Source organism: Allobosea sp. GW822-FHT03F07 (assembly GCF_058801345.1).
Genome location: NZ_JBXAND010000003.1, coordinates 281,389 through 307,020, shown reverse-complemented (window position 1 = coordinate 307,020; position 25,632 = coordinate 281,389). Strand labels below are relative to the sequence as shown.

Genomic DNA, 25,632 nt, shown 5'->3' with positions numbered 1-25,632 from the left:
GCCTCCGGACCCGCGGAAAAGGTCTAACCTGCTCGGACAGCGATGAACTGACGCGTCTGCCCCCGTGCAGCCGATTGCGGGTCTTCGGCCTCATGCACTGGAGGCGTCATGTCGCAACTTCCCGCATCCCCCGATCTCGAACATCTGCGCAAGCAGGCCAAACGCCTGCTGCGCGCCGCCCGCGCCGGCACGAGCGACGCGCTGGAACGCTTCGTCGCGAACCTGCCGGCGGTCCGCGATCTCCCCATCGCCGCGCTGGCGCAACGCCCGCTGCGATTGCACGACGCACAATCCGTGGTCGCACGCGAACACGGCTTCCGCTCCTGGATCGAGCTCAAGCGCTATGTCGAATGGGCCCGCAGCGCCGCCGCAGAGCGGCTGGAGCGCTGGCTGGCCTGCGTCTTCGAGGGTCAGGCGCGCGAGCGTGCGCTGGCGCTGAGGATGCTGCGCACCGAGCCCGGGCTGGTCGCCGGAGATCCCTGGCTCGCCTGTCCGGTCGGCGACGTCGCCCGTCTCGAACGGGCGCTCGCGGCCGATCCGGATTTCGCCAACCGGCCAGGCGGCCCCTTCGCGATGCCGCCGCTGGCCGCCGTGACCTCGTCCGCACTGATCCGCGAGCCGGAATTCGAGGAGAGGCTGCTGGCGAGCGCACGCCTGCTGATCGCCCATGGCGCGAATGTCGATGGCCGCTGGATCGATCCGCGCTTCCCGAACGATCCGCTCTCGGTGCTCTACGGCGCGGCCGGGCGGACGCATCACGCCGGCATGGTCAAGCTCCTGCTCGACGCGGGGGCGAACCCTGATGACAACGAGTCTGTCTATCATGCCGTCGAGAGTGCCGACCTTTCCTGCCTGCGCCTGTTGCTGGCGGCAGGAGCGCGGGTATCGGGTACGAATGCGATCGCGCGGGCGCTCGACTACGACCGGCCCGAGGCGCTGGAGCTGCTGCTGGCGCAGGGTGGGACCGCTCCCGAGCGGCACTGGCTGCACCATGCGCTGCTGCGCGGCCGCTCGCTCGCACATATCCACACGCTGGTTTCTGCGGGAGCCGATCTGACGGCGCAGGATCGAAGCGGTGCGAGCGTGCTGTGCTTTGCCGAACGCCTTGGCCGAGCGGATGTCGCCGTGCTGCTGCGCGAGCATGGCGTCAACGAGGAGCTACCGACAGAAGAGCGCTTCATCGCCGCCTGCGCACGCGGCAATGAAGCGGCAGCGCGGAAGCTACTCGCGGCGACACCGGACATCGTCTCGCGCCTGAGCGAGGCCCAGCTCCAGGCCATGCCGCAGCTCGCCGCGCTGGGGCGGATCAAGGCGGTGCGCACGATGCTCGCGTTCGGCTGGCCGCGCGAGGTCAAGACGGCCTGGCGTGCCACCGCGCTCAATCTCGCGATCTTCGCCGGCGATGCGGCAATGACGCGGCTCCTGCTCGACGAAGGCGCGGATTGGCGCACGATGCATGGCTATGGCGACAACGCGCTGGGCACGCTCTCCTTCGCGTCACAGGCAGACGATGTCGGCGACCATGCCCCGCGCGATCATGCCGGCTGCGCCGCCGCCCTCCTCGCCCAAGGCGTGCCGACGGAGGCCTTCCGGAAATACTCTTTCTCGGAAGAGATCAGCGATCTGCTCGAAGGCAAGCCCGCGGACGAGCGGAAGGAGGCCGTCGGGTAAGGCTTCCGAGAACAGGCGCTGGTGCGCTCAGCGCGCCCTCGCCTGCTCTCTCGCCTTTTTGGGCCAGCGCAGCGGCCAGTTGACGATGCGTTCCTGCACATCCTCTTCCGGCACATCATCCTCGCTGGCGAAGACACGGTCACGCACCGCGACACCGGCCTCGACCACGGTTTCCGGATCGCCTGAGACCAGGGGATGCCACCAGGGCAGATCCCTGCCCTCGGCCACGAGCCGATAGGCGCAGGTCGGCGGCAGCCAGGGCAGGGTGCGGACGTCATCGGGCGTCAGCGTCACGCAATCAGGCACCTTGGTCGAGCGATTGACGTAGTCCTTGCAGCGGCAAGTCTTCGCATCGAAGAGGCGACAGCCGATATCGGTCGCCAGGATGGTGCCGGTATCCTCGTCCTCAAGCTTGACGAGGCAGCAGCGGCCGCAGCCGTCGCAGAGCGACTCCCATTGTTCACTGCTCATCGCCTCCAGCGCCGTGGTGCGCCAAAACGGATCATCGGGAATGCGGTCGCGGGTCATGCCGCCTTATGCTCTGCCAGGCCCATAGATGGAAGCGGGCGAATGGAAGCAGGCCGCCCGCATCCGCACGCCGAACCACCGCGTATCCGCTCCAGCCGTGCCGAAACGGGACAATGCTGCTGGCCCGGAATCTGCTGTTTCAGCAGAGACTGTGACCCGGATCACTTACACTTCCGCCGGGACGGAATATGTATCTTCGACGCGGCCGGAATATGTTGCCAAGACGGCCGGGGCGCGGCAGGACAATGCCGTCGCCTTTCAAGACAGTGGCTCGCCTCGGGACCCTGGGACTGCGATGGAGTTCAGGAAGACAGGCTGGACGACCCGACTGAAGCGCTTCGCGCTGGCAGTCGATTCGTGGGTCGACGCCGGGCTGTGGGGCGCGGCGCGACGCGCCGGCGACACCTATGAGCGCATCCGCAGCTTCACCGATCGCCTCACCGTCACGGGCGGGCAGCGGCTGGCGGCCGAGTTCGCCAGCGAAGGGCTGAATCTCGGCATCGCCGGCTCGTTGATCATGCTTTCGCTCGCCATTCCCTCATTCCACGAGGGCCGCGAGGAGGCGCTGAAGCACCAGGTCTTCGCCGTCACCTTCCTCGATCGCTACGGCGCCGAACTCGGGCATCGCGGAGCAAGGCACGACGACTCGCTGCGTCTCGAGGAAATGCCCGATCACCTGCTCAAGGCGGTGCTCGCGACCGAAGACCGGCGCTTCTACGATCATTTCGGGATCGACATCTTCGGCACGCTGCGGGCCGTGACAGTGAATGCGCGGGCATCGGGCGTGGTCCAGGGCGGCTCTTCACTGACGCAGCAGCTCGCCAAGAACCTCTTCCTGACCAATGAGCGCTCGCTCGACCGCAAGATCAAGGAAGCCTTCCTGGCGATCTGGCTGGAGCAGAGGCTGACCAAGAACGAGATCCTCAAGCTCTATCTCGACCGCGCCTATATGGGCGGCGGCACCTTCGGCGTCGCGGCGGCCGCGGAGTATTATTTCGGCAAGTCGGTCCGCGACGTGTCGCTGGCCGAGGCCGCGATGCTGGCCGGCCTGTTCAAGGCGCCGACGAAATTCGCCCCGCATGTCAACCTGCCGGCGGCCCGCGCGCGCGCCAACGACGTGCTGAACGCCATGGTCGATGCCGGCTTCATGACGGCGGGCCAGGTCGACAGCGCCAAGCGCAACCCGGCCACGCCGGTCGACCGGAGGCGCGATTCCAGCCCCGACTACTATCTCGACTGGGCCTTCGAGCAGGTGAAGAGCCTCGCCGACGACGGCAAGATTGGCCCCGACCGGGTGCTGACGGTGAAGACGCCGCATGACCCCGCGATCCAGGACAGGGCCGACGAGGCGATCGAGGCGATCCTGCGCCAACATGGGCCGGCCTATCGCGCCAAACAGGCCGCGACGGCGGTGATGGACCCTGACGGCGCTGTTCGCGCCATTGTCGGCGGGCGCGATTATGGCGCGAGCCAGTTCAACCGCGCGACGGCGAGCCTCAGGCAACCCGGCTCGTCCTTCAAGCCCTTCGTCTACGCAACGGCGCTGCAGGCGGGGCTCTACAAGCCCAACACCGTCGTCACCGACCGCCCGGTCTGCATCGGCAATTGGTGCCCCAATAATTACGGCCGCTCCTATGCCGGCTCGATGCCGCTGACGGTGGCGCTGGCCAAGTCGATCAATACGATCCCGGTGCAGATGTCGATCGCGATCGGCAAGGCCACCGGCGAGACGCATGAGGCGCGCGCCGCCCGCATCGGCCGGCTGAAGATCATCGAGACCAGCCGGGCCATGGGCCTGAACTCGCCGCTGATCGACACCGTTTCGCTGCCGATCGGTGCGGCCGAGGTAACGGTGATAGACATGGCCGCCGGCTACGCCGTCTTCGCCAATGGCGGCAAGCGGGCCAAGCCCTATGCCGCGATCGAGATCCACAATTCGCAGGGCGAGCCGATCTATCGCCACGACCGGGACGAGCCGCCGCCCGCGCAGGTGCTGAGCACAGGCGTCGCCCAAGACATGAACTTCATGCTGTCGAAGGTTCCGACGGAAGGGACCGGCCGACGCGCCGCGCTCGACGGCGTCGTCGCCGCCGGCAAGACCGGCACGACCAATGGCTACAAGGATGCCTGGTATGTCGGCTATTCCGGCAACCTGGTCGGCGCGGTCTGGTTCGGCAACGACGATTCCTCCGAGACGAACAACATGACCGGCGGCTCGCTGCCGGCCATGACCTGGAAGGAGATCATGCAGTTCGCCCATCAGGGGCTCGAACTGAAGCCGATCCCGGGCGTCGCGCCGCCCGATCCGAAGGCCGCGACGATCGCGAAGGCACAGGCGCCGGCCGCCACGATCGCTGCGGCATCGGGCCCCGGCGCCGGCCATATGCCGCGCCAGTCCTTCGAGGTGCTCTCGGCCGTCGGGGCGATGTTCAAGACGATCGAGCCCGCGCGCCCCACCGGCCAGCGCGTGCAGATCGGCATTCGCGACGTCTCCGCGACGGGCAGCGTGACGCAGATTCGCTGATGACGGCTCAGGGTCGGTTGACGGCCTGCCGCGGGCTGGTTCAACTCGCGCCGCCGGCCGCCTGCGATGGCCGGTCTTGAAAGCAGGGCCGTGCGCGTCTTCCATCTCGCCTATCTGATCGCGATCGGCGCAGGGCTCGGACTGGCCTCCGCGCACTTCGCCGTCGCTGGCCGGCCGCTGCTCGGCATGGTCGAGATCGGAGCCTGGAAGGCTTGGCCGCGCAGCGGCGGTCGCGACATCGACCCCTATATGCGCGCCTATCTCGCCCGGGGCGTGCATCTGCCGCTGGGAGCCGGCGAAGGCCTCGAGCTGATCGCCGAGCGCGACGAGCAGGGCTTCGGGCTCGACGGCCGCTGCCGCTATGCGCTGACCGGCGCCACACCGACGACGCGGGGCTGGACGCTCAGCGTCACCGATGCCGACGGGCGCGCCTTCCGGCTGCCGCTGAACCGGAACGGCTTCACCGATGCCGAGATCGTGCGCGGCGAGAGCGGCTCCCTACGCATCGTCGCCGCTTCATGGCCGCAGGCCGGCAACTGGCTGCCGCTGCCGTCGAGCGGGCGCTTCCAGTTCCGCCTGCGGCTGTACGACACGCCGATCGCGACCCAGGCTGGAGAGACCCGTCCCGAGAGCTTGCCGCGCATCGAGCGGATCGATTGCCCATGAGCCCGCTGCCATGAGTCGACTGCCATGAGCGTGAGGGATCACGAGATCGGCGACGCCGCCGCTGCGCTGCCGAGGCCGCTGCCGCGTCGGACGCGCTTCGCCGCGGCCATCCGGCGCCTGCTGCTGACGACGCTCGCAGGGCTCGTGCTCGCTGCAATCGTCCATATCGTGACGATCCTGCTGATCCCTGTGCTCTCCCTGAGCGACGCTGCCCATGCCTATCGTGCGCTCGGTTCGGGCGGGCGGGCAGAGCTGATCGCGTCGGCCGATCGCAGCCTGCCCCTGCCCCGCGAGGACGACGCCGCCACCGTCACAGCGATCTGCAGCTACGATCTGACCGGCGGGCCGATGCGCGTCGTGGCGCGTACCGGAACACTGCCGCTGGGCCTGACGCTGCATCGTCGCGGCGGCGGCGTCATCTATGCGATTACCGACCGCGCCGCGATCCGTGGCGTCGTCGAGTTCGTGGTGATGACCGAGGAGCAGCGCGATGAACGGATCGCGCGCGATGAGGAGGGCGAGGCGGCGCGCGAGTTGCGGGTGGTTTCCGACACCGATCAGGGCCTGATCGTGGCGCGCGTCCTCGTGAGGCATCCTTCCGACCGCGCCGACGGCGAGGCGTTGGCGAGCGGCGTCGCCTGCGGCATGGCGGATTGAGATCTCAACCCTTGGCGACGATCGGCTTGAAGGTTCCGATCAGTTGCATCTTGCAGAGCGGGCCGGCCTCCGCCTCCAGCGCCATGATGGCGCGCTCGGCGCGGATCGCCTCGCGCGACGGCATCTCGACGACGAGGTTGGCGAGCGCATAGTGGTAGCTCTTCAGCCGGAAGCCGATGCGTTCGCAGACCCAGAGGATCAGTCCCTCGTTCTCGACGACGCGGGCCTGGGCTGGATCGATCTGTTCCGGCGCGACGTAGGGCGAGCCCTCCGCCGTGCGCATCCGCACCCGGTCGGCCGAGACCACGCGCATCGCGTTGGCGCGGAAAGGCCCGATCAGCAGACGGTCGGCATTCACGTCCTCAGCCAGTCGCGAATATCGCGAGACCTGGGACGAATAGGTGCCGGAGGTCAGCGCAACGAAATAGTCCGACACGATGCTCGACTGGGCCTCTACGGGCAGGATCCTGTAGTGCGCGAGGTCCGAGACGCGCCCTTGGAAGACGCTGCGTTCATGGCCGGGCATGATGAAGCGCCAGGCGCGGTCGCGCAGTTGTTCCTCGTCATCGGTCAGGCGGAAATAGGAGGCGGCCTCGCCGCGCGCGGTAGCTGCCCAGAAGCCTTTCTGGGGTGCGATGACCTGGCTCCAGACGTCCGGCCGCGGACGGCCGAGATCGCCAGGGCCGGCACAGGCGCCAACCGAGAGGCCGATCAGGAGCGCGGCCAGGCGGCAGCGCCGCCGCTGGACGGCGCGCTGGTGATCGGCAGGTTCGAAGGTCACGCCGGCTGCCTGGCGTTGGTCGCCTTCTTCGTCCGTTTTGGACTGCCGGCCGGCAGCGTGCCCACCGCGCGCCGTCGACGACGGACCACCGGCTCGGGGGCCACGGGTTCCGCCTGCCGCTCGTAACGAACCCCGGTGAAGAAAAGAATCGCTGCCGGCTCCTGCCTTGTGGCGGCTGAAGTTTCCGAGGGTTGCGTCCGGCGGAGCGGCGCAAGGGGGATGACGACAGCCATGACGCGCCTCCGTTTCTTGGCGCCTGAGTTGTGGTCGCGGGAGAACCTCTCTCCGTTCCGCATCAGGCCCTGACATGGTTAACGCCCTCTTAAAGCCTCGGGGATTACTCTCGCGTGGAGCCAAGAATCACATCCGAGCGCCCCATGCCGTCGCGAATTTCCGCCGAAATCGCCCATCTAGCCCGCCTCGCGCGCGATGGCGGGCTCGATCTCAGCCAGGTTTCGCTGCGGGTGAAGGCGGACCTGCTGATGTCGACGCCCCAGCCCGCGCCGGATGACCTTGCGGCCTTCAGCGAGATGGCGACGGCCCTGGTTCCCGGCATCGACGAAGCCACTGCCGTCATCCTCGCCCGGAAGCTCGCAGGCTGGCGGCACACGCCGGCGCCGGTGCTCGCGGCTCTCAAGGCACGCAGCGGCGCCGTACTGGCGGCCCTCCTGCGCCACGGGATGCCGGCAACTTCCGTGGAGATCGAAGAACTTGCCGGCCATGACGATGCGAACATCGCCGGCGCCCTCGCTGAACGGACTGACCTGACGGCCACGGCCATGCTGATACTCGTCGAGCGCGGCGACCGGTCCATCGACTTCGCGCTGATGAACAACGCCTCCATCCGCCTGCCGCGCGCCGCGCTCGACCTGGTGCTCGCCCGTTCGCGCAAGGATGCAGGCTATGCCGCGCCCTTGCTGGCCCGCCGCGACCTCTCCAGCGCCGAGCTGGCGCCATTGTTCCTGTTCGCCGGGCCCGAGCGGCGCCTTGCCATGCTCGATTCGCTGGCGGCGCTGGAGGCACTCGGCCCCTCCGAACGACGCCAGCCGGTTTCTGGCGAGATGTTTGCGGGCTGGCTGGCCTTGGCCGCGGACGACCCGGCAGCCGCCTTCACGGCCCTGGCGAGCCATCTCGGCGGTGGCCTTGCCCTAGCGCAGGCGATCGAGGCCGATGGCTCGCGTGATCTTGCCGCGCTCGCGCTGACGGCAGCCGGCGCCAGTGTCGAGGATGCGACGCGCTTTCTGATCAGGCTCGGCGACGAGGCGGCCCATTCGGTCGAGCGCATCTTCGCCGTCGTCGCCCTGATGCGCTCGGTGCGGCCTACGGTAGCGCTGCGGCTGGTGATGCAGGTCAGTGGCACGCCGATGCCATCGGCGTCGCGCAGGGGCCAGCATCAGCCGGCGATGGATCCAAGCGGCACGCCCGCGCGGATTGGGCCTGCACGCCCGGAGAGCGCGATCAGTGTCGGCGACCTGTTGCGCAAGCACGGTTCCAGACGCGATCAGGGCTGAGCGCCTTCCCGGCGGCGCAACACCTATTCCCCGACGAGTTCGAGCCTGGGATCGCCCTGCGGGTTCTCGATCTCGACCAGCCAGAGATCGGAATCGAAGCGCAACTCGCGCGCGACGCGCTCCTCGACGCTGCCGGGATCGCTGTCGAGAATGAGCTGGAAGCGGCGGACGCCATCGTCTGCGGCCATCGATTGGGGAGCCGGCCCGTAGAGTGCGGCCGTGCGGTCGAGCCGGTCGAGCTTGACGAAGATGGCGCCGGCCTCGGCCGCACCGCGCCGCCGGAGCACGGCGACGAGCCCGTCATGCGCGGCCTGGCGCAGATAGGCCGAAACCCAGAAATCGCTGGTGAGACGCGCCATCGGCGCCGCTCCCTCTTGCGCGCCGGCGTCAGTTTTCGGCGCTGCGGCGCGGCGTGGGCGGTTTCACCTGTGCGACGCCGCGAATCTCGGCCGGCGGACGGATGTCGGCTCCGTTGATCAGGTCGGCGATCGGATCGCGCGGAGCGGCGGCGCGCGCAGCGGGCGCCGGCGCGGCGGCCGAACGCGGAACGTTGGTCACGCCGGCCGGCGGCCGCACGACGGCCTCACGCGAGGAGGTTTCGCGCGACTGCTGCGACAGGTCGGTAGGTCTGGATGGTGGCAGGGGTGCCGCGGCCGCGTTCGTGGCCGGAAACGGCGCGGCTGGCGGATTGGCGGCTGGCTGCTCGGCACGGATCGCCTGACGGGCGGGCGGCGTCTGCGAAGGCGCCGAGATCATCGGCGCGGGATGGCGCGCCTTCTGCAGCATCAGCGCATTGGCCAGGATCGCGGCGGAGACGCCGGCAAAAACCAGCAGCACGAAGGCACGGCCGGGGCGATGGGCGGCCATCCGGGCCATGCGGCCGAGCCATGTCGTCTTGCGACGCGGCTGCGGCGCCGCGCGCCTGACCGGGGCGGAAAGCGAAGCGCTGGAATGGGCGCGGGCAGCGATCGTGGACATGCGACTGGCTCGTGATCAGGCGGTCAGACGGAAAGGCGTCTTGGTTTCGAGGCCGCGGCGCGGGGCGCGCGCGAAGGTGGCGATCCTGGCGGGCTGCGCGGCCTCCTCGACGCCGCCGACCGGCAGCCGGACGGCGACCCGCGTGCCGACGCCGGGCGCGCTCTCGATGGTCAGGCGCCCGCCATGCAGGCCGACGAGCCCGCGCACCACCGACAGGCCGAGACCCGTGCCCTCATAGGCTCGGTCATAGGAGCCCTTGGCCTGGAAGAAGGGGTCGCCCAGACGCGGCAGGTCGTTGGCGGCGATGCCGATACCTGTGTCCGAGACCGACAGATCGACCATATCGCCGTCGCGCACGGCGGCCAGCACGACGCGGCCATAGGCCGGGGTGAACTTGATGGCGTTAGAGAGCAGGTTGATGATGACCTGCTTCAGCGCACGGCGATCGCCCAGCACCGGCGGCAGGTCCGGCCCGACGACGCGATCGAGCACGATGTCGCCGGCTTCGGCGCGCAGCGCCATCAGCGCGCAGCAATCGCGTGTCATCTCGCCCAGATCGAGCGGCTCCTGCTCGATCGTCATGGTGCCGCTCTCGATCTTGGAGATGTCGAGCAGCGTATTGACGACGTCGAGCAGATGCTGGCCTGAGCTGTGGATGATGCGGGCGTATTCGAGCCGCTTCTGGTCGTCGAGCCAAGCCTGATCATCCGCCGTCAGCATCTCGGAGAAACCGATGATGGCGTTGAGCGGCGTGCGCAATTCGTGGCTGACGGTCGCGAGGAAGCGGCCCTTGATGTCGCTCGCCTTGACCGCCTCGGCATGGTCGCGCGCCTGTGCGTCCTCCGCGGCGCGGCGGGCGGTGATGTCGCGCATCACGCAGACGACGGCGGCGCTGTCGCCGGGGCCGGCCGTCTCGATGCGATGCGCGTGCATCTCGAGCCAGACCGAGACGGGGTGCGGATGCGCCTGTCCGCCGCGGGGCACGAACAGCGTGCGGAAGCAGGCGGTGGCCGAGCCCGTACCGTGAGCCGCGTCGCTCAGGGCCTTGAGGAAGAGCGGGCGATCGGCGACGTGCACGCGCTCGAACAGGCCGCGCCCGTGCAGATCGTGCGGTTCGGCGCCGGCCAGCGAGCGGGCCGCGTCATTGGCGAAGACCACGGCGCCGCTGGCATCGTGCCAAGTGACGAGGTCGCCGACATGGTCGAGCAGAAGCTGGGCGCGCTGGTCGGAGGCGCGATGCTCGCGCAACTCCTCGCGCCGCCGCCGCAAAAAGCCGACGGCGACGACCATCACCTGCAGGATCGCGATCATCACCAGGATCGGCATCAAGCCTGCCCCCCAGGGCGCCTGGACCGAGAAGAAGCCGTAATGGTCTAGCGACATCACACCGAAGAGCGCCGTGGCGGCGATGACGCTGGCGCGCGCCACATAGGGCTTGGCACCGAAGAACATCGCCTCGGCCGGAACGGCCGCGAGCCAGAGCAGGAGCGGCGACGCGGCACCACCCGTCATGCCGGAGAGCGCGCCGATGAAAAGCGCAAGAGCAGCGGCGGAAATGCAATGTGCGATGTCGAGCCGGCCGGTGCGGGCGAGCGTCACCACCGCGAGCAAGGGTAGAGCCGCCGCCACGATCACCGCAGACTCGAGAGCGCCGAGCGTGCCGCGCCAGGCGATATAGGCCGGCGCAAACCCGAGCGCGATGCCACCAACCAACAGGCGGGTCATGATGAAGCGCTCGTGGCGCATGCGCTCGAGCGAATTGGGCAGCACCGATGCGTGCACCATCGCCGCTAGCTGCGTCCTGACCGCCTGCATCTTCATGAGCAACGCAACGCCTAACCTCGTGCGGACGACACGCCCGCTTGCCTTCAATCTCGCCCGGAGCGATTTAAGCGGGGCTTAAGGCAGGCCCCGCCACATCTGGGCGAGATTGAGGCGCCGAAAAGATTTTTATCGAGGAAACAACGGCTTGCTGGAGTTCTGGCCCTCTCGTCGAGACCTCCTCGATGTTGCAAGCAGGGTGAACGGATACTGAAGATCGCCGATCGCCTTTGACTCGTATTTGAGGTTTCGGAATGACGCGATTTTTCCGGATCCCGCGTTAGCGTCGACGCAGGGTGAGGTCTCGACGACCTCACCCATCCGACGACGGGGATCGGCATGGCATATATCCTGCGAAGCTTGGCGGTGATCGGCGTGATCGCGCTGTACTCGCCCATCCATGGTGAAAAGCCGGACGAGAGCGGCGTGGTCGCGACGGCGCGCAACGTCGCCAAAGCCGCGGCGCAGATCGACACTCATGGCAGCCTGTCGGGCATGACGACGTCCAGCATTACGGCCGCGCGCGAGGCGGCGCAGATTCTCGCCGGCCTTGACCCCGAGACGCGCCAGCGCCTGCTCGCCATAACGGCAGCAGCGGCAGGCCGGGGCGAGCGCGGCGCCGCAACGCCGACGCGCTGACCGACACTGGCCTGCGACAAGGACCACGCTTGACGCAAGGCGCGGACGCGCCGAAGACGCCGACATGAGCACAAGCCTCGACGAGATCATTGCCAATTTCGACCTGCTCGACGAGTGGGACGACCGCTATCGCTATCTCATCGAGCTCGGCAAGGACCTCGAGACTCTGCCTGAGGACGCGCATAACGACGCCAACAAGGTGCGCGGCTGCGCCAGCCAGGTCTGGCTCGATGCGAGGCGCGAGGGCGGGCCGGGGCCGCAGACGCTGCTGCATTTCCGTGGCGACAGCGACGCTCATATCGTGCGCGGCCTGGTGGCGCTGGCACTGGCGATCTATTCCGGCCGCAGCGCCGCCGACATCATCGCAACCGACGCCTTCGCGATCTACGAGAAGCTCGGCCTCGCCGCCCATCTGACGCCGCAGCGCTCGAACGGCGTGCGCTCGATGATCGAGCGCATCAAGACCGACGCACGCGCAGCAGCGGCGGAAGCCGCCTGATCCCAGCCCTCACCCGGCTCGTTCCGGCATCAGATGCGGGCGCGCATCCTCGCCATGCCAGACTGACGTCGGCCGCTTGCCGGCCGGGGATGCTGCGGCGATGCCATAATGGGTCGCCAGCGCCTTGAGGGCCAGGCGCAGCACGACCTTGGCCGAGCGCGCCGGCCAGCCGCGCTCGCGCTCGACGAGATCGAGCCCCTTCAGGAAGCCGCAGACGTCGATGGCGAGACCCGACAAATCCGGCCCGAGACGATCGCAGGCGAGCCTGACGCGCTGACGTGCGGCAAGGGAGGCGTCCGAAGCCGTGGCCAGCCCCCGACTACCCGCTCCGCGGCCGTCCGGTGCGAGCGAGGCATCCCAGTTCATCGTCATGCGCGGCATCATCCGCGCCAGCGTCAGTTCCGACCGGAAGCGCTCGCCGGCCGCGAATTCCTCGGCCGATATCTGGGGCTTGCCGTCCTTGCCCAGCCGGCGATGCAGCCAGAGCAAAGGGCTTTCGCGCTCGTCCAGCATCACATCCTGGCGACCGCCGTCGGTCTCGATGACGGCCGGCACGGCGCCACTTCCGGAAGTGGTCGCGAGGAGACGTCGGGAGTTGCCGTCTCCGCTCCAGACAGCCAGGCCATCGGCAACCAGGCCCTCGGCCGCCTCGGACGTGACGTAGCCGGCCCCGAGGCTGGTATTCCCGGTCGTCCGGTAGAGTGCGATGCGCCCGCAGCCCAGCGGCGAGAGGCGGGCGAAGGCGCCGGGCTGTGCGAGATGGCGCAGCAATCGCGCGTTCGCCTCGCGGACCGGCCGGTGATCGTCCCTTGCCCCGTTCATGCGCGCATCTCCGCGCCGGTCGTTGCCGCGAGAGAGCGGGTCAAGGCTCGCAGCCCGGCTTCGAGCGCGGACAAGCCGAATTCCAGCGCCGGGTCGTCGCGGCGATCCTCGATCATGGCGCAGGCGTGGCGGACTGTCGTCCGGTCGCGCCCGAAGCAGATGCCGACGCGGGTGAGGGGCAGGCCGAAGGCGACATGGGCGAGATACATCGCCGTCTGCCGGGCCTGCGCGATTGGGCGCCGCCCCCGACATGGGCTGCGCAGCTTCGCTGTCGGGACCTGCGCAACCGCCGCCACGGCTACTTCGGCCAGCCGCGCCAACGCGGCGTGGAGGACGGGGTCGTCCGTTTCTCGATTGGAAATGTTCATGATATGTTCCTTTCGCTTACTCGCCAGAGCTGGCGAGACCGGCGCACAGGATGCATGAAAATATTCCTATATCAAGACCATCGAAACACGGGGCCGATTTATCCCCGCGCGACGCCGCACATGAAAAAGGCCGCCGGGGTGCCGGCGGCCTCTCGAATGTCGAAAGTGATGACGCCGAAGCCCCAGCCTCAGCGGCGCTTGCGACGCTGCTGCCCCAGGCCCATCTTCTTGGCCAGCTGCGAGCGCGCTTCGGCGTAGTTCGGCGCGACCATCGGGTAATCCGGCGGCAGGCCCCACTTCTCGCGGTACTGCTCGGGCGACATATTGTACTGCGTACGCAGATGGCGCTTCAGCGACTTGAACTTCTTGCCGTCCTCGAGGCAGACGAGATAGTCGGCCGTGATCGACTTCTTGACCGGTATGGCCGGCTTGGGGGCCTCGGCCGGCGCAACCGGAGCCGCCCCGCTGATGACGCGGCTCAAGGCGGAGTGAACATCCCCGATCAGCGCAGGCAGATCGGCAGCGGGAACAGAATTGTTCGAGACATAAGCGGAAACGATGTCCGCAGTCAGCTCGATAAAATCCGATCCGTCATTGTCGGCCATGATGGCGTCACTCCCTGAGATATATTTCGCGAGAAAATACGATTACCGAGGGCACCATCTTGCATAGATGCCTTGCGCGATCCTGACCAAGAGCAACGAGCGCTTTCGACTCAGACGCAACTCCGGCGGACCGTTGTCGATCGTTTAGTCGATGGCTTACATCACCGCAAGTGATGATGCCGGCGCGAATACGATTGTCCGGCGGAAATATTGCAGTGTCCGCCAGATGATCATGGTAACTGAAATTTTCCAGAGGGTGCATCTGCCTTTGCCGTAGCGGTCTTGCCAGCCCGGGCCCTGCTCTCTACCTGTCTGAGCGCTTTCTGCTGGAGACCTCGTCGATGCGCTCAAATCCCGTTCCCGGCGCTACGACGCCCCGCCGACGCAAGGTCACGCCACCGCGCCCCGAGATCCGTACCAAGACGACAATCGTCCATGGCGTCGACCTGCACGACGACTACGACTGGCTGCGTGCGCCGAACTGGAAGGAGGTGTTGCGCGAGCCGAACGTGCTGCCCGCCGACATCCGCGCCCATCTCGAGGCCGAGAACGCCTGGTGCAAGGCGCTGATGGCGCCGACCCGCACGCTGCAGCGTGACCTCGTCAAGGAAATGCGCGGCCGGATCAAGGAGGACGATTCCAGCGTCCCACAGCCTGACGGGCCGTTCCTCTACTATTCGCGCTATCGCAAGGGCGGCGAACATCCGCTGATCTGCCGCAAGCCCCGCAATGCCGCCTCGCCCGGCGCGAAAGCCCGCGAGCAGATCATGCTCGATGCCGACGCGCTGGCCGACGGCAAGGACTTCTTCGATCTCGGCGACACCGCCCACAGCCCCGACCATCGCCTGCTCGCCTGGAGCGCCGACGAGGCAGGCTCCGAGCTGCACCTGATCCGGGTCCGCGACCTTGCCAGCGGCAAAGATCTGCCGGACGTCATCCCGGACACGACGGGCGACATCGTCTGGGCGGCCGACAGCCGCTCCTTCTTCTATGTCGGCGTCGATGCCGATCACCGCCCCTCCAAGATCTTCAGGCATCGCCTGGGCGACGAGCCGGGCCAGGACACGCTCCTGCATGACGAGGACGATGCCGGCATGTTCGTCGATATCGACGAGACGCAGTCCGGGCGCTTCCTGCTGATCTCGATCAGCGATCACGAGACCTCCGAGATCCGGATCGTCGATCTGTCACAGCCCGACGCGCAGCCCGTCACGATCGCGGCGCGCGAGGTCGGCCGGCAATATGATGTCGAGCATCATGGCGAGGACTTGCTGATCCTGACCAACGCCGACGGAGCCGAGGACTTCAAGATCGTCACCGCGCCGGTGGCCGATCCCTCGCCCACGAACTGGCGCGACCTGATCCCGCACAAGGCTGGCCGGCTGATCCTGAGCCATCTCTGCCTGAAGGGCCGGCTGATCCGGCTGGAGCGCGAAGACGGCCTGCCGCGCATCGTCATCCGCGAGTTGGCTTCGGGCGCGGAAAGCAGCATCGCCTTCGACGAGGAGGCCTATGGGCTCGGCCTCGACGCCGGCTACGAGTTCGACACCGACACGCTGCGCTTCATCTACGCCTCGATGGCGCGCCCGGCCGAAACCTATGACTACGACATGGCAAAGGCTGAGCGCGTGCTGCTGAAGCGCCAGGAAATCCCGTCCGGGCACGATCCGGCGGCCTATCGCGTGCGGCGCATCTTCGCCACGGCCAAGGACGGCGAGCAGGTGCCGGTTTCGATCCTTCACCGAGCCGACACGCCGCTCGACGGCTCGGCGCCCTGCCTGCTCTACGGCTATGGCTCCTATGGCTCGGCGATGTCGGCCTCGTTCCGGACGCGCCCGCTGAGCCTGGTCGACCGCGGCTTCGTCTACGCCATTGCCCATGTCCGTGGTGGCACCGACAAGGGCCGGCGCTGGTATCTCGACGGCAAGCGCGAGAAGAAGCGGAATACCTTCACGGACTTCATCGCGGCGGCCGAGACGCTGGCTGACGCTGGCTTCACGGCGCGCGGGCGTATCGTGGCGGAGGGCGGCAGCGCCGGCGGCATGCTGATGGGCGCCGTCGCCAACATGGCCCCGCACCTCTTCGCCGGCATCATCGCCGAGGTCCCCTTCGTCGACGTGCTCAACACCATCCTCGACGACACATTGCCGCTGACTCCGCCCGAATGGCCGGAATGGGGCGACCCGATCCGCGACGTTGCGGCCTTCGAGACGATCCGGAGCTATTCGCCCTATGACAACGTCTCGGCGCAGAGCTATCCGCCGATCCTGGCGATGGGCGGGCTGACCGATCCGCGCGTGACCTATTGGGAGCCGGCGAAATGGGTGGCGCGCCTGCGGGCGACCATGACCGGCGGCGGGCCGATTCTGCTGCATACCAACATGGACGCGGGTCATGCCGGCTCGGCCGGCCGCTTCGACTCGCTGAAGGAGACCGCCCTGGCCTATGCTTTCGCCATCACGGCAGTCGGCAAAGGCTGGCCGGAGGCGAGCCAAGCCTGAACCAGCGCGCGCTTCGTTCAGACGCCAAGCCGGCTCTTCTCGCTGGCGAGGTAGATCTTCAGCTCGTCCATCGAGGCGAAGCTGTAGTCGCCATCGGGCGTCCGCGCCTGGATCGAGCCGTCGGCATAGATGGTGAAATGCGCCTCGCCGACCTGATAGGCGCCGACAATGCCCTCGTCGGAGGCGGCAGGGGCGGCATCGCTCCCAGTGTCGGCCAGCGCCGGAGGGGCCGGCTCGACGTCAGGCTCGCTGGAGGTCTCATCCTCCGGTTCGGGCGACGGCGTATCTTTCGGACCGCCCAGCTCGCCGGCAGCATCGTCCGGGGTCCGCTCCTGCGGCAAGGGCGTTTCCGGCTCGAACGGAGCGGCCTCCCGTGCATGCGGCGGCCATTGCGGCAAGACGGAAGCGCGGACGTCGAGGTCCGGCGTGGCCGGCTGCGATGGAGCCGACTCCGGCATATCCAGCTTGGGCCACGGGATTTCGGGCAGGGGCGCAGGTTCATCGGCGGTCGATGGCGCGACGGGCTCGGGCGCGGCAGGCGCCGCCTTCTCGAACCAAGGCGCGCGGCGCGGCCCGGCCGGCTCCATCCAGTTTGCGGCTGCGGCCAGATCTTCGGCGCGCTTGCGTTCCTGCTCGGCGACGGCTTCGCGCAGGCGGAAGGATTCCGCGAAGGAAGGCTCGACGCGTCCGCCGGACTGCGCAGTGCCCGGACCCAACCCCGCCAGGCTCTCGCGCAGCATCCCGAACTCGTCGACCTCCTGAGCAGTGGCAGGCGCGGCTTCGGGCGTCAGCGGATCCTCGATATCGGAAGGAGCGTTCTGGACGGCCAGGGCCTCGGGCAGCTCGTCATCCGCCGTGGCCGCGTGTACGGCCTCCGGCGCCTCCGAGACATCGGCCGCCGGCTCGGCGTCGAGCTCGATTGCTGGCTCGGCGGTGACAGCCGGCAGCGGCGCAGCTTCCGGCCCAGGCTCATGCTCAGCCGGCTCTTCGACCTCCGGCTCGGGCATTGGCTCCGGCTCGCCCTGCGGATCCACCGGGCGGAACGGATCGAAAGCCGGGAGCGCATCGACATCGGCCGTGTGGCTCTCGTCCAGGGTGTCCCTCTCCAGATCGCGCTCGGACCTGACGACCTCCGCCAGACGAGCACCGAAGGGATCAGGCTCGGCAGCCTTGTCCTCGGGCTGCTCCGACGTGCCTGCTGCCGGACGATGCGTCGCGGCGAGGACAGCCCCGGCGCCGGCGAGCGCGCCTGCCCCCGCAACGGCCATGTCCGGGCGCCGTGCTGCAGCCCTATCATCGGGCTCCAGCGGCAGGGGCGGCAACGGAAAGGCGCTTTCCGGCGCGGCGCCGCCCGCCATCGATGCGACGGACATCGCCATCGCGGCATTGGACACCGTCGTCCTGATCCGCCGCAACTCGACCAGGACCCATGACAAGGCCAGCATCACGACGCCCGCCACTGCCACCACCGTGCCGATGATGACCTGCGTGAAGCCGCGCTCCAACACCATATAGGGCAGCCCGTCGACGATGGCCGCGATGCCACCGCCGAGAAAACCGAGGCCGAGCAGGATGAAGATGGTGATCAACGTCGGGTCCTCGAAAACAATCCGGGCAGTCCGCGCGCCGGATCGGCCTCAGCCACCCCGCCCCGCCATATCATGTAACGCATTGAATAAGAGAGCGTTTCAAATTGTGCCTTTCGATAAGGCAACGATTCAGGCGGGAGTGAGGCGCATCGTCCGCCATGACATGGACGCTTCGCCGGTGCGGCGGTTGCCGGAGCGCCACCATAGGCTTAACTAACGAAGCGGATGGCGGGCGCCCCCTGCGGCAATCACCCGGCCCAGCCGCCCAGCGGCAAGCCATTCTCAGTTCAAGCGATTTTGCCAGCCCAAGGAGAGGCCCCATGACCTTCACCCTTCCCGACCTGCCCTACGCTCATGATGCGCTCCAGCCCTTCATGTCGAAGGAAACGCTCGAGTTCCACCACGACAAGCACCATCTCGCCTATGTCACCAACGGCAATAACGCGATCAAGGGCACGGAGTTCGAGGGCAAATCGCTCGAAGAGATCGTCAAGGCCTCGCACGGCAAGAATCCGGCCGTGTTCAACAATGCCGGCCAGCACTACAACCACCTGCATTTCTGGAAGTGGATGAAGCCGAACGGCGGCGGCAAGATCCCCGGCTCCCTGGAGAAGGCGATCGTCGATTCCTTCGGCTCTGTCGACAAGTTCAAAGAAGACTTCGTAGCCGCCGGCGTCGGCCAGTTCGGCTCGGGCTGGGCCTGGCTCGAGGTCAAGGGCGGCAAGCTCGCCGTCTCCAAGACCCCGAACGGCGAGAGCCCGCTCGTCACCGGCGGAAGCCCGATCCTCGGCTGCGACGTCTGGGAGCATTCCTACTACATCGACTACCGCAACCGCCGTCCCGACTATCTCAAGGCCTTCCTCGAGAGCCTGGTGAACTGGGAATACGTCGCCGAGATGTACGACGCGGCCAAGGCTTGAGGCCTGGCGATCACGCCACAAACGGAAACGGGGCCTCGCGGCCCCGTTTTTTGTTGGTTCAGCCTGAGGGCTTCAAGCGGCGACGCTGTGCAGGAACTGGTCCACCGTCGAGCGCAGCCGCAGCGCCTGGGCCGCGACTTCGCCGGCTGCGCCGCGCACATCCTCCGCCGAGCGCCCGGTCTCCTCGACGCTGTCGGCCAGCACGCTGAGATCGCTCGACACCGACAGCGCCGAAGAACTCGCCATGGCGACGCCGCTGGCGATCTCGCCGGTGGCGATCGCCTGCTGTTCGATCGAGACCGCAACGGAGTTGGCGAAATTCTCGATCGCGCTCATGCGTTCGGCGATGTTCTGGATCGAGCCGACGACCTCGCCCGTGGCGGACTGGATCGCGCCGACCTGGGCGACGATGCGATCGGTCGCATCGGCCGTCTGCGAGGCCAGGCTCTTGACCTCGGAGGCGACCACCGCAAAGCCGCGCCCGGCCTCGCCTGCACGGGCGGCCTCGATGGTCGCATTGAGCGCGAGCAAATTGGTCTGGGCCGCGATATCGCGGATCAGGTTGACGACCTCGCCGATGGCGCGCGCCGTCTCGTCGAGCGCATGCACCGACGTCGCGGTGTCGCGCGAGATCGAGGCGGCCTCGACGATCTCGGTGCGGACGCGGCGGACCTGGAACTCGACCTCGCGGATGGCGGCGCCCATCTGCTCGGCCGCCTGGGCGGCGCTCTCGACATTGCCCGACGCGCCATGAGCGTTATGGGCGGCGCGCGCGGCGCGGCTGGACGATTCGGCGGCGACGCGGGCCAGGCCGACGGAGGCCTCGCTCATGCGGTCGGCATTGCTCTTGAAGGCCTCGAGCGCGACACCGACCTCGCCACGGAAGAGCGCGATCGCCTCGTCGACGCGCTGCTGGTGCAGGCGGCGCTCGGCCTCGGTGACATGCTGCTTTTCCTGCAACGCCGCGCGCTCGGCCAGGCGGAGCTTGAGAACACCCAGAGCATGGGCGATGGCGCCGATCTCGTCGCGCCGCGCCAGCGCATCGATCGGCGTGTCGAGCTTGCCGTCCGAAATGCTGACGATGGCCTGCGTCATGTTCTTCAGCGGCTTCATCGTCCGCGACAGCGAGAACCAAAGCAGCGGCCCGAGGACCAGCAGGATCAGGACGCCGAAACCGATGGTCGCCATCTGCTCGAAGGAGGCACGCGCGAGCAGGCGGGTCTTGTCGAAGCGCAGCGCGATGTAGCCGATCTGCTTCTGGTGGCCACCGACCCGCACGACATGGAGCTTTGTGACGAACTTGTCGTCCTCGATCTCGGTCGAGACAACGTCCTTCAGGATCTCCCAGGGCTCGCGACCGAGTTGGGTCGCCACCGTGCGCGGCGTGAACGCCAGCCGCGCCTGCTCGGTCCGGCCCGAGCTCGCCAGCGCCGAGAGGTCGTCGGCGACGAAACCCGCCTCGAAATCGGGATCGCGGCGCAGCGATTCCAGGATGTAGCCGAGCGTGTTGGTGTCGCGCGCCAGGATCAGCGACGGCGAGGCGTTGACGACCATCAGGACCAGCGCCGTCATCTTCTGTTCGAGATCGTCGCGCGTCTTGGCGTCGTTGTAACGCGCCGCCGCGAACACCACGAGCATGATGGCGAGCGCGACGATGGCGACCGCCGCGGCCGCGATCTGGCTGCTCAGGGAACGGCCCGGCTTGCGCGCCGGGGTCAGCGCCTGCGCAGCGGTCTCTGTCCTGGCCGCTCGCTTGAACCACGTCATCGCGCTGAAAATCCCCGAAAGATGGGCTCGGATATGCAACCGTTGCCGGGCATAAGCATCGACGGGGAAAATGACAGAGCAAGGTAAACAATCGATTGCTCCGGTCGCCGCTCACCGCAACTGCGAAAAGCGCACCATCGCCAGCCCCATCGGTACGAAAGAGGCGAGCGCAGCATGCTCGATCGGGCGCGTCGCTATCACCGGATCGAGCCGCGCCAGTTCGTCGTCGATGAAGCCGGGGTGGCACATCACGAGATGGGCCGGGCCGGGCCTCAGCAGGAAGCGCTGCAGATCCGCGCCGAAATCGCGAGCCGGATCGAAGGGGGAAAAGCCTGAGAAGCCACGATTGACCCGAATGCCCCGTCGCAGGGCTGCTCGCCGGAAGCCGAGCGCCAGCGCCGAGACGGTGAGGGCCTTGCCGACTGCGACGCCGCGCGCCCGGATCGCCGCCGGCGCATCTGCCGGGTCGCGCAGGTAGACCCGGCCGGCCGCATAGCGGTGCGTGACGGCATCCAGGAGGCTACGACGCACGCCCGGCAGCACATGGACATGCTGGTGGCCGTCGATGAAATCCGGCGGGCGGCCGAGCCTGTCCTCGAAGGCATCGAGCTGGCGGGCGATCTCCGCCACAATCTCCCGGCGTGCCGCGGGCGAGGTCGCGGCCATCCGCGCCAGATCTCGCAGAGCCGGGAATTCCCCTCCGGGCGCGAGCCTCGGCATGGCGCCAAGCGGCGCGGCGCAGGTCAGGTTGAGATGCAGACCGAGATCAGCCCGCTCGCCCAAGTCGCCGAAGGCCGCGGCGAAGGTCTTCCAATGCGGGCGGTTGGTCATCGCGCCGGCGGCCGAGAGCTTGCCGGCCTCGACCAGGGCGAGGATCGAGCGGCTGACGCCTTCGGTCAGGGCGAAATCATCCGCACACAGAATAAATCCGCTCGCCATTCTGGTCTGTTGTCCCCCGTTCAGCCGGCATGCGGTAAAGGCTCAGCCGAGCTTGTGAGCGTGCAAGCTTTACGGTTCTGTGCGGGTCGCGTCACCCGCGACGATCAGGTCCTCGGGCCGGACGTCGCAAGACGCGCCAAGAGGTCAATCGCTGTGTCCGAGATGTCGCCCCCCTCCACCGCGCCGGCGCCACGGCCTTCCCCCGGCCGGCCCGAACTCTCACTCGTCGTGCCCGTTTACAACGAGGCCGACAACCTGCCCGTGCTGGTCGAGCGCCTGAAGCAGGTGCTGGACAGGGCGGTCGCCTCCTGGGAGCTGGTCTGCGTCGACGACGGCAGCCGCGACGGCACGCTGGCCGTACTCAAGCTGCTCAGCGCCCAGGACAGCCGGATCAGCGCCGTCTCCTTCAGCCGCAATTTCGGCAAGGAGATCGCGATCGCAGCCGGGCTCGACCACGCCTCGGGCGATGCCGTCGTGATCATGGACGCCGACCTGCAGCATCCGCCGGAGACGATCCTCGTCTTCCTGCAGAAATGGCGCGAGGGCTTCCTCAACGTCTACGGGCAGCGCTCGGATCGCGCGGGCGAAAGCCGGCTTAAGCGCAATTTCGCCAAGCTGTTCTACCGGCTCTTCGCCCATTTCGGCGAAACCGAGCTGCCCGAGGGCGCCGGCGATTTCCGCCTGCTCGACCGCAAGGTGGTCGACGCGCTGCGTGCCCTGCCGGAGCGCGCGCGCTTCTCCAAGGGCCTCTATGCCTGGGTCGGTTTCCCCTCGACGGGCGTGACCTTCGACGTCGCCGAGCGCGAGCACGGCGTCTCGAAATTCCGATACCGCAAACTGTTCAGCTTCGCCTTCGACGGGTTGTCCTCGTTCTCGACCGTGCCGCTGAAGATCGCGACCTGGACCGGGGCCGTGATCGCGCTGATCTCGACGCTGACTGCCGCATTCTTCCTGCTGCGCACGCTGTTGTTCGGCACCGACCTACCCGGCTTCCCGTCGCTGATCGTCTCGATCATGTTCTTCTCGGGCATCCAGCTCGTTTCGCTCGGGCTGATCGGGGAATATGTCGGGCGCATCTTCGCCGAGGTGAAGCGCCGGCCGCTCTACCTGATTGGCGAGCGCGTCGGCTTCGACGCCCGCACCGTCGATCATCCGCGCGGAGACGCGCTGCCGCCGCTGATCCGTTGACGGGTCCCGCCCCCTGCGTCATTGCGAGCGAAGCGAAGCAATCCAGGGGGGCTGGGCAAGGCGTTCGGCCTCGTCTCCCTGGATTGCTTCGCTTCGCTCCTCGCAATGACGGCGTGGTTCCCCGCGAACCGGACGGGTCCTGATGCTCAAGAACATCCTGTCGGTCGGCGGCTTCACCCTTGTCTCCCGTGTGGCGGGCTTCGCGCGCGACGTCGTGCTCGCCGCCGTGCTCGGCGCCGGCGCAATGATGGACGCTTTCTCGGTCGCGTTGCGCCTGCCTAACCATTTCCGGGCGATCTTCGGCGAAGGCGCCTTCAACCAGGCCTATGTGCCGGCCTATTCGCGGATCAGCGAGCAGGAAGGCCCGGCCGTCGCCTCACTGTTCGCGAACCGGCTGTTCACGCTGCTGCTCGTGGTGCAGCTCGTGCTGCTGGCGCTGGCCCTGCCCTTCATGCCGGCGATGGTGACGCTGCTGGCGCCGGGGCTGACAGGCGATCCGGCGCGGTTCGAACTGGCGGTGACGCTGACGCGGATCACCTTCCCCTATCTGCTGTTCGTGACGATGGTCACCTTCCTCGGCGCGACGCTGAGCGCGGTAGATCGCTTCGCGGCCTTTGCGGCAGCGCCGATCCTGCTCAGCGCCAGCATCGTCACGGCGCTGGCGGTCGCCTTCCTGTTCCCGAGCGCGGCCCATGCCGCGGCCTGGGGCGTGGCGGTCGCCGGCATCCTCGAATGGCTCCTGCTCTACGTCGCCGCGCGTCGGGCCGGTGTCGCGAGCCGTCTCGCCAGGCCGCGCCTCGACGCCAATATCCGCAGCTTTCTGCGCAAGTTCGGTCCCGCGGTGATCGGCTCGGCAGGGGTCCAGATCGCGCTCTTCGCCGACACGATCATCGCCTCGCTGCTGCCGCGGGGCGCCTATGCCGCGCTCTATTATGCCGAGCGCCTGTATCAGCTCCCGCTCGGGCTGATCGCGATCGCGGTCGGGACGGTTGCGCTCTCCGCGATGAGCCGCCACATCGCCCGCGGCGACGAGGCCGGCGCCAACCGCGCGCAGAACCAGGCCGTTGCGATCGCGCTCTTTGCCAGCGCACCCTTCGTCGCCGCCTTCGTCGCCGTGCCGGAACTCGTCGTCGCCGCCCTGTTCCAACGCGGTGCCTTCGACGCGCAGGCGAGCCAGGCCGCCGGCATGGTGCTGCTCGCCTATTCGCTGGGGTTGCCGGCCATGGTGCTGGTGCGGACGCAGGTCTCGGCCTTCCAAGCGCGCGGCGACACAACCACTCCGATGATCGTCTCGCTCGCCTCGATCGCTGCCAACCTCGCGCTGAAGCTCGTGCTCTGGCGCGACTGGGGGGCGCAGGGGCTGGCGTTGGCAACCGCTGCGGGCGCCTGGATCAATGTCGGGACATTGTTCGTCCTGGCTCTGCGGCGCGGCCTGACCACGCCGCATCCGCGCCTGCCGCAATTCGTAGCGGTGATCGCGGGCGCCGCCGCGCTCTCCGCCGGCCTCGCCTGGTGGCTGGCGCCGCGCGCGCTGGCGGCGATGGCCGGCTTGCCCTTCGAGCCGCGCCTCTTCGCGCTGGCTTTCGTGGCGGCCGGTGCCGCCGTGGCCTACGCCACGATCGCAGGGTTGGCGCTGAAGGTCTCGCGCCTGCTGCGGCTGCTGCGCTGAGGGCTCAGGCCAGGAAGCCCCTCGCCTTTTCGCCGAGCAGCCTCGCCGCCTCGTCGATCATGCGCGTGACGATCTCGCCGGCGGGCGGGACATCGGCGACCAGCCCGGCAGCCTCTCCGAAGATCACGGCGGCGTTTTGCGCATCGCCGGCCGCAAAGGCGGCGCGATAAGCCGGCGCTTCCTGCTCGATCGCGGCCCTCAGCTCTTCGTCACGGCCGGCCCAGCGTCGGGTGAAGCCGTTGTCGGCAACACGAATGTCGAAGGGCTTCGGCCAGTCGAGCCGGCGCGCGATGTCGGGCAGCGAGGTCCGCACCGTGCCATCGCCCGTTGCGGCGATCGCCGCCGCATGGTGGCCGGCATGGACGAGGGCCTCGCGGCTCGCCCAGAAGCGGGTTCCGACCAGCACGCCATCGGCGCCGAGCATCAGCGAGGCCGCAAGCCCGCGCCCGTCGGCGATGCCGCCTGCCGCCAGCAGCAGCGTATCGGGACTCTGGCGGGCGAGCAGGTCGGCAACCTCGGGCACGAAGGGCAAGGTCGCGCGGCGATGGCCGTGGCCGCCCGCCTCGCCGCCCTGGGCGACGATGATCGCCGCGCCGGCATCCAGTGCCTGCCGGACATGGTCGAGCGACTGGCACTGGCAGATCAGCGGCACCTCGGCCTCCGCGATTTCCGCGTAGAAGGGCTGCGGATCGCCGAAGGAGAGCATCAGCGCGGCAGGGCGATGTGCCAGCGCTGCCCCGAGCAGGTGCGGCTGCTTTGCCAGCGACCAGGTGATGAAGCCGCAGCCGACACGGGTGTTGCCGGCCTGGCCGAACTCGTGCTCGAGCCAGGTTCCGTCACCATAGCCGCCGCCGATCAAGCCGAGCCCGCCGGCCCGCGTGACGGCAGCCGCCAGCGCCCCCCCGGCCGCCAGCGCCATCGGCGCCGACAGGACGGGGTGCTCGATGCCGAGCCGCTGCGTCAGCCGGGTGACGAGCCGGGCCATGGCT

The 25,632-nt window shown here is 68.2% G+C and carries 24 protein-coding genes; 11 read left to right on the top strand and 13 right to left on the bottom strand.

Translation table 11 applies throughout. The annotated features are described in order from the left end of the window. Positions 1-108 precede the first annotated feature (108 nt). The gene (locus tag AC1RMY_RS12840; protein WP_492864964.1) at positions 109-1,671 is read left to right on the top strand and encodes an ankyrin repeat domain-containing protein; all 1,563 of its coding nucleotides are present in this window, start codon (positions 109-111) and stop codon (positions 1,669-1,671) included. Between the two features lie 27 nt (positions 1,672-1,698). On the opposite strand, the gene AC1RMY_RS12835 is transcribed toward AC1RMY_RS12840, so the two are convergent. Then, positions 1,699-2,199 (bottom strand): YcgN family cysteine cluster protein, encoded by a 501-nt coding sequence (locus tag AC1RMY_RS12835; RefSeq protein WP_492864962.1) that lies wholly within the window; start codon positions 2,197-2,199, stop codon positions 1,699-1,701. A 295-nt stretch (positions 2,200-2,494) separates the two neighbouring features. On the opposite strand from AC1RMY_RS12835, the gene AC1RMY_RS12830 reads away from it, so the two are divergent. From AC1RMY_RS12830 to AC1RMY_RS12820, 3 genes are all read left to right on the top strand, one after another. After that, the gene (locus tag AC1RMY_RS12830; protein ID WP_492864960.1) at positions 2,495-4,723 is read left to right on the top strand and encodes a transglycosylase domain-containing protein; all 2,229 of its coding nucleotides are present in this window, start codon (positions 2,495-2,497) and stop codon (positions 4,721-4,723) included. A gap of 66 nt (positions 4,724-4,789) precedes the next feature. Then, positions 4,790-5,389 (top strand): DUF1214 domain-containing protein, encoded by a 600-nt coding sequence (locus AC1RMY_RS12825; protein WP_492864958.1) that lies wholly within the window; start codon positions 4,790-4,792, stop codon positions 5,387-5,389. 24 nt (positions 5,390-5,413) lie between these two features. Continuing rightward, on the top strand, positions 5,414-6,046 hold the full coding sequence (locus AC1RMY_RS12820; RefSeq protein ID WP_492864956.1) for a DUF1254 domain-containing protein: 633 nt from the start codon (positions 5,414-5,416) through the stop codon (positions 6,044-6,046). Between the two features lie 4 nt (positions 6,047-6,050). On the opposite strand, the gene AC1RMY_RS12815 is transcribed toward AC1RMY_RS12820, so the two are convergent. Next, positions 6,051-6,827: a hypothetical protein gene (locus tag AC1RMY_RS12815; protein ID WP_492864954.1), complete on the bottom strand. Its 777-nt coding sequence runs from the start codon at positions 6,825-6,827 to the stop codon at positions 6,051-6,053. Next, complete coding sequence (locus tag AC1RMY_RS12810) at positions 6,824-7,060, bottom strand: hypothetical protein (RefSeq protein WP_492864952.1); 237 nt, start codon at positions 7,058-7,060, stop codon at positions 6,824-6,826. The genes AC1RMY_RS12815 and AC1RMY_RS12810 overlap by 4 nt, the downstream gene beginning before the upstream one ends. A gap of 144 nt (positions 7,061-7,204) precedes the next feature. Here AC1RMY_RS12810 and AC1RMY_RS12805 point away from each other — a divergent pair, with 144 nt between their 5' ends. Continuing rightward, positions 7,205-8,338, top strand: a complete 1,134-nt coding sequence (locus AC1RMY_RS12805) for a hypothetical protein (protein ID WP_492864950.1) — start codon at positions 7,205-7,207, stop codon at positions 8,336-8,338. A gap of 23 nt (positions 8,339-8,361) precedes the next feature. Here AC1RMY_RS12805 and AC1RMY_RS12800 read toward each other — a convergent pair whose 3' ends face one another. From AC1RMY_RS12800 to AC1RMY_RS12790, 3 genes are read right to left on the bottom strand one after another with little or no spacing between them, the layout of a single operon-like run. Then, positions 8,362-8,697 carry a DUF1491 family protein gene (locus AC1RMY_RS12800; protein WP_492864948.1) on the bottom strand — a complete coding sequence of 112 codons (336 nt, stop codon included), beginning with the start codon at positions 8,695-8,697 and terminating at the stop codon, positions 8,362-8,364. Positions 8,698-8,725: 28 nt separating this feature from the next. Then, positions 8,726-9,316, bottom strand: coding sequence for a hypothetical protein (locus AC1RMY_RS12795; protein WP_492864946.1), 591 nt, complete (start codon positions 9,314-9,316; stop codon positions 8,726-8,728). A 15-nt stretch (positions 9,317-9,331) separates the two neighbouring features. Continuing rightward, a complete protein-coding gene (locus AC1RMY_RS12790; protein WP_492864944.1) occupies positions 9,332-11,137 on the bottom strand; it encodes a PAS domain-containing sensor histidine kinase in 1,806 nt (601 codons plus the stop codon). 339 nt (positions 11,138-11,476) lie between these two features. Between AC1RMY_RS12790 and AC1RMY_RS12785 the strand changes: the two genes are divergently transcribed. Next, positions 11,477-11,776, top strand: a complete 300-nt coding sequence (locus tag AC1RMY_RS12785) for a hypothetical protein (RefSeq protein WP_492864942.1) — start codon at positions 11,477-11,479, stop codon at positions 11,774-11,776. 64 nt (positions 11,777-11,840) lie between these two features. Beyond that, complete coding sequence (locus tag AC1RMY_RS12780; protein WP_492864940.1) at positions 11,841-12,275, top strand: SufE family protein; 435 nt, start codon at positions 11,841-11,843, stop codon at positions 12,273-12,275. Between the two features lie 9 nt (positions 12,276-12,284). Here AC1RMY_RS12780 and AC1RMY_RS12775 read toward each other — a convergent pair whose 3' ends face one another. The 3 genes from AC1RMY_RS12775 to AC1RMY_RS12765 all read right to left on the bottom strand — a co-directional run bounded on the left by AC1RMY_RS12775 (position 12,285) and on the right by AC1RMY_RS12765 (position 14,070). After that, on the bottom strand, positions 12,285-13,097 hold the full coding sequence (locus tag AC1RMY_RS12775; protein ID WP_492864938.1) for a DUF6456 domain-containing protein: 813 nt from the start codon (positions 13,095-13,097) through the stop codon (positions 12,285-12,287). Next, positions 13,094-13,465: a helix-turn-helix domain-containing protein gene (locus tag AC1RMY_RS12770; protein WP_492864936.1), complete on the bottom strand. Its 372-nt coding sequence runs from the start codon at positions 13,463-13,465 to the stop codon at positions 13,094-13,096. The genes AC1RMY_RS12775 and AC1RMY_RS12770 overlap by 4 nt, the downstream gene beginning before the upstream one ends. 188 nt (positions 13,466-13,653) lie before the next feature. After that, positions 13,654-14,070, bottom strand: coding sequence for a Ros/MucR family transcriptional regulator (locus AC1RMY_RS12765; RefSeq protein WP_492864934.1), 417 nt, complete (start codon positions 14,068-14,070; stop codon positions 13,654-13,656). 341 nt (positions 14,071-14,411) lie between these two features. Between AC1RMY_RS12765 and AC1RMY_RS12760 the strand changes: the two genes are divergently transcribed. Further along, positions 14,412-16,571, top strand: coding sequence for a S9 family peptidase (locus AC1RMY_RS12760; RefSeq protein ID WP_492864932.1), 2,160 nt, complete (start codon positions 14,412-14,414; stop codon positions 16,569-16,571). 17 nt (positions 16,572-16,588) lie between these two features. On the opposite strand, the gene AC1RMY_RS12755 is transcribed toward AC1RMY_RS12760, so the two are convergent. Beyond that, on the bottom strand, positions 16,589-18,160 hold the full coding sequence (locus tag AC1RMY_RS12755) for a hypothetical protein (protein ID WP_492864930.1): 1,572 nt from the start codon (positions 18,158-18,160) through the stop codon (positions 16,589-16,591). A gap of 320 nt (positions 18,161-18,480) precedes the next feature. On the opposite strand from AC1RMY_RS12755, the gene AC1RMY_RS12750 reads away from it, so the two are divergent. Next, a complete protein-coding gene (locus tag AC1RMY_RS12750; RefSeq protein WP_492864928.1) occupies positions 18,481-19,080 on the top strand; it encodes a superoxide dismutase in 600 nt (199 codons plus the stop codon). Positions 19,081-19,152: 72 nt separating this feature from the next. Here AC1RMY_RS12750 and AC1RMY_RS12745 read toward each other — a convergent pair whose 3' ends face one another. Together AC1RMY_RS12745 and AC1RMY_RS12740 are read right to left on the bottom strand one after the other, a co-directional pair. After that, positions 19,153-20,847: a methyl-accepting chemotaxis protein gene (locus tag AC1RMY_RS12745; RefSeq protein WP_492864926.1), complete on the bottom strand. Its 1,695-nt coding sequence runs from the start codon at positions 20,845-20,847 to the stop codon at positions 19,153-19,155. A gap of 111 nt (positions 20,848-20,958) precedes the next feature. Further along, positions 20,959-21,786 (bottom strand): ChbG/HpnK family deacetylase, encoded by an 828-nt coding sequence (locus tag AC1RMY_RS12740; protein ID WP_492864924.1) that lies wholly within the window; start codon positions 21,784-21,786, stop codon positions 20,959-20,961. Positions 21,787-21,948: 162 nt separating this feature from the next. On the opposite strand from AC1RMY_RS12740, the gene AC1RMY_RS12735 reads away from it, so the two are divergent. Next, positions 21,949-22,974 carry a glycosyltransferase family 2 protein gene (locus AC1RMY_RS12735; protein WP_492864922.1) on the top strand — a complete coding sequence of 342 codons (1,026 nt, stop codon included), beginning with the start codon at positions 21,949-21,951 and terminating at the stop codon, positions 22,972-22,974. Positions 22,975-23,116: 142 nt separating this feature from the next. Then, positions 23,117-24,643 carry a murein biosynthesis integral membrane protein MurJ gene (murJ, locus tag AC1RMY_RS12730; protein ID WP_492864920.1) on the top strand — a complete coding sequence of 509 codons (1,527 nt, stop codon included), beginning with the start codon at positions 23,117-23,119 and terminating at the stop codon, positions 24,641-24,643. Positions 24,644-24,647: 4 nt separating this feature from the next. Here murJ and AC1RMY_RS12725 read toward each other — a convergent pair whose 3' ends face one another. Then, positions 24,648-25,628: an NAD(P)H-dependent flavin oxidoreductase gene (locus AC1RMY_RS12725; protein ID WP_492864918.1), complete on the bottom strand. Its 981-nt coding sequence runs from the start codon at positions 25,626-25,628 to the stop codon at positions 24,648-24,650. Between the last annotated feature and the right edge of the window lie 4 nt (positions 25,629-25,632).

Excerpts from the sequence above, each read along its gene's own strand:
- AC1RMY_RS12840 (WP_492864964.1), top strand. The coding sequence starts at position 109 with ATGTCGCAACTTCCCGCATCCCCCGATCTCGAACATCTGCGCAAGCAG.
- AC1RMY_RS12835 (WP_492864962.1), bottom strand. The coding sequence starts at position 2,199 with ATGACCCGCGACCGCATTCCCGATGATCCGTTTTGGCGCACCACGGCG.
- AC1RMY_RS12830 (WP_492864960.1), top strand. The coding sequence starts at position 2,495 with ATGGAGTTCAGGAAGACAGGCTGGACGACCCGACTGAAGCGCTTCGCG.
- AC1RMY_RS12825 (WP_492864958.1), top strand. The coding sequence starts at position 4,790 with ATGGCCGGTCTTGAAAGCAGGGCCGTGCGCGTCTTCCATCTCGCCTAT.
- AC1RMY_RS12820 (WP_492864956.1), top strand. The coding sequence starts at position 5,414 with ATGAGCGTGAGGGATCACGAGATCGGCGACGCCGCCGCTGCGCTGCCG.
- AC1RMY_RS12810 (WP_492864952.1), bottom strand. The coding sequence starts at position 7,060 with ATGGCTGTCGTCATCCCCCTTGCGCCGCTCCGCCGGACGCAACCCTCG.
- AC1RMY_RS12805 (WP_492864950.1), top strand. The coding sequence starts at position 7,205 with ATGCCGTCGCGAATTTCCGCCGAAATCGCCCATCTAGCCCGCCTCGCG.
- AC1RMY_RS12800 (WP_492864948.1), bottom strand. The coding sequence starts at position 8,697 with ATGGCGCGTCTCACCAGCGATTTCTGGGTTTCGGCCTATCTGCGCCAG.
- AC1RMY_RS12795 (WP_492864946.1), bottom strand. The coding sequence starts at position 9,316 with ATGTCCACGATCGCTGCCCGCGCCCATTCCAGCGCTTCGCTTTCCGCC.
- AC1RMY_RS12790 (WP_492864944.1), bottom strand. The coding sequence starts at position 11,137 with ATGAAGATGCAGGCGGTCAGGACGCAGCTAGCGGCGATGGTGCACGCA.
- AC1RMY_RS12785 (WP_492864942.1), top strand. The coding sequence starts at position 11,477 with ATGGCATATATCCTGCGAAGCTTGGCGGTGATCGGCGTGATCGCGCTG.
- AC1RMY_RS12780 (WP_492864940.1), top strand. The coding sequence starts at position 11,841 with ATGAGCACAAGCCTCGACGAGATCATTGCCAATTTCGACCTGCTCGAC.
- AC1RMY_RS12775 (WP_492864938.1), bottom strand. The coding sequence starts at position 13,097 with ATGAACGGGGCAAGGGACGATCACCGGCCGGTCCGCGAGGCGAACGCG.
- AC1RMY_RS12770 (WP_492864936.1), bottom strand. The coding sequence starts at position 13,465 with ATGAACATTTCCAATCGAGAAACGGACGACCCCGTCCTCCACGCCGCG.
- AC1RMY_RS12765 (WP_492864934.1), bottom strand. The coding sequence starts at position 14,070 with ATGGCCGACAATGACGGATCGGATTTTATCGAGCTGACTGCGGACATC.
- AC1RMY_RS12760 (WP_492864932.1), top strand. The coding sequence starts at position 14,412 with ATGCGCTCAAATCCCGTTCCCGGCGCTACGACGCCCCGCCGACGCAAG.
- AC1RMY_RS12750 (WP_492864928.1), top strand. The coding sequence starts at position 18,481 with ATGACCTTCACCCTTCCCGACCTGCCCTACGCTCATGATGCGCTCCAG.
- AC1RMY_RS12745 (WP_492864926.1), bottom strand. The coding sequence starts at position 20,847 with ATGACGTGGTTCAAGCGAGCGGCCAGGACAGAGACCGCTGCGCAGGCG.
- AC1RMY_RS12740 (WP_492864924.1), bottom strand. The coding sequence starts at position 21,786 with ATGGCGAGCGGATTTATTCTGTGTGCGGATGATTTCGCCCTGACCGAA.
- AC1RMY_RS12735 (WP_492864922.1), top strand. The coding sequence starts at position 21,949 with ATGTCGCCCCCCTCCACCGCGCCGGCGCCACGGCCTTCCCCCGGCCGG.
- murJ (WP_492864920.1), top strand. The coding sequence starts at position 23,117 with ATGCTCAAGAACATCCTGTCGGTCGGCGGCTTCACCCTTGTCTCCCGT.
- AC1RMY_RS12725 (WP_492864918.1), bottom strand. The coding sequence starts at position 25,628 with ATGGCCCGGCTCGTCACCCGGCTGACGCAGCGGCTCGGCATCGAGCAC.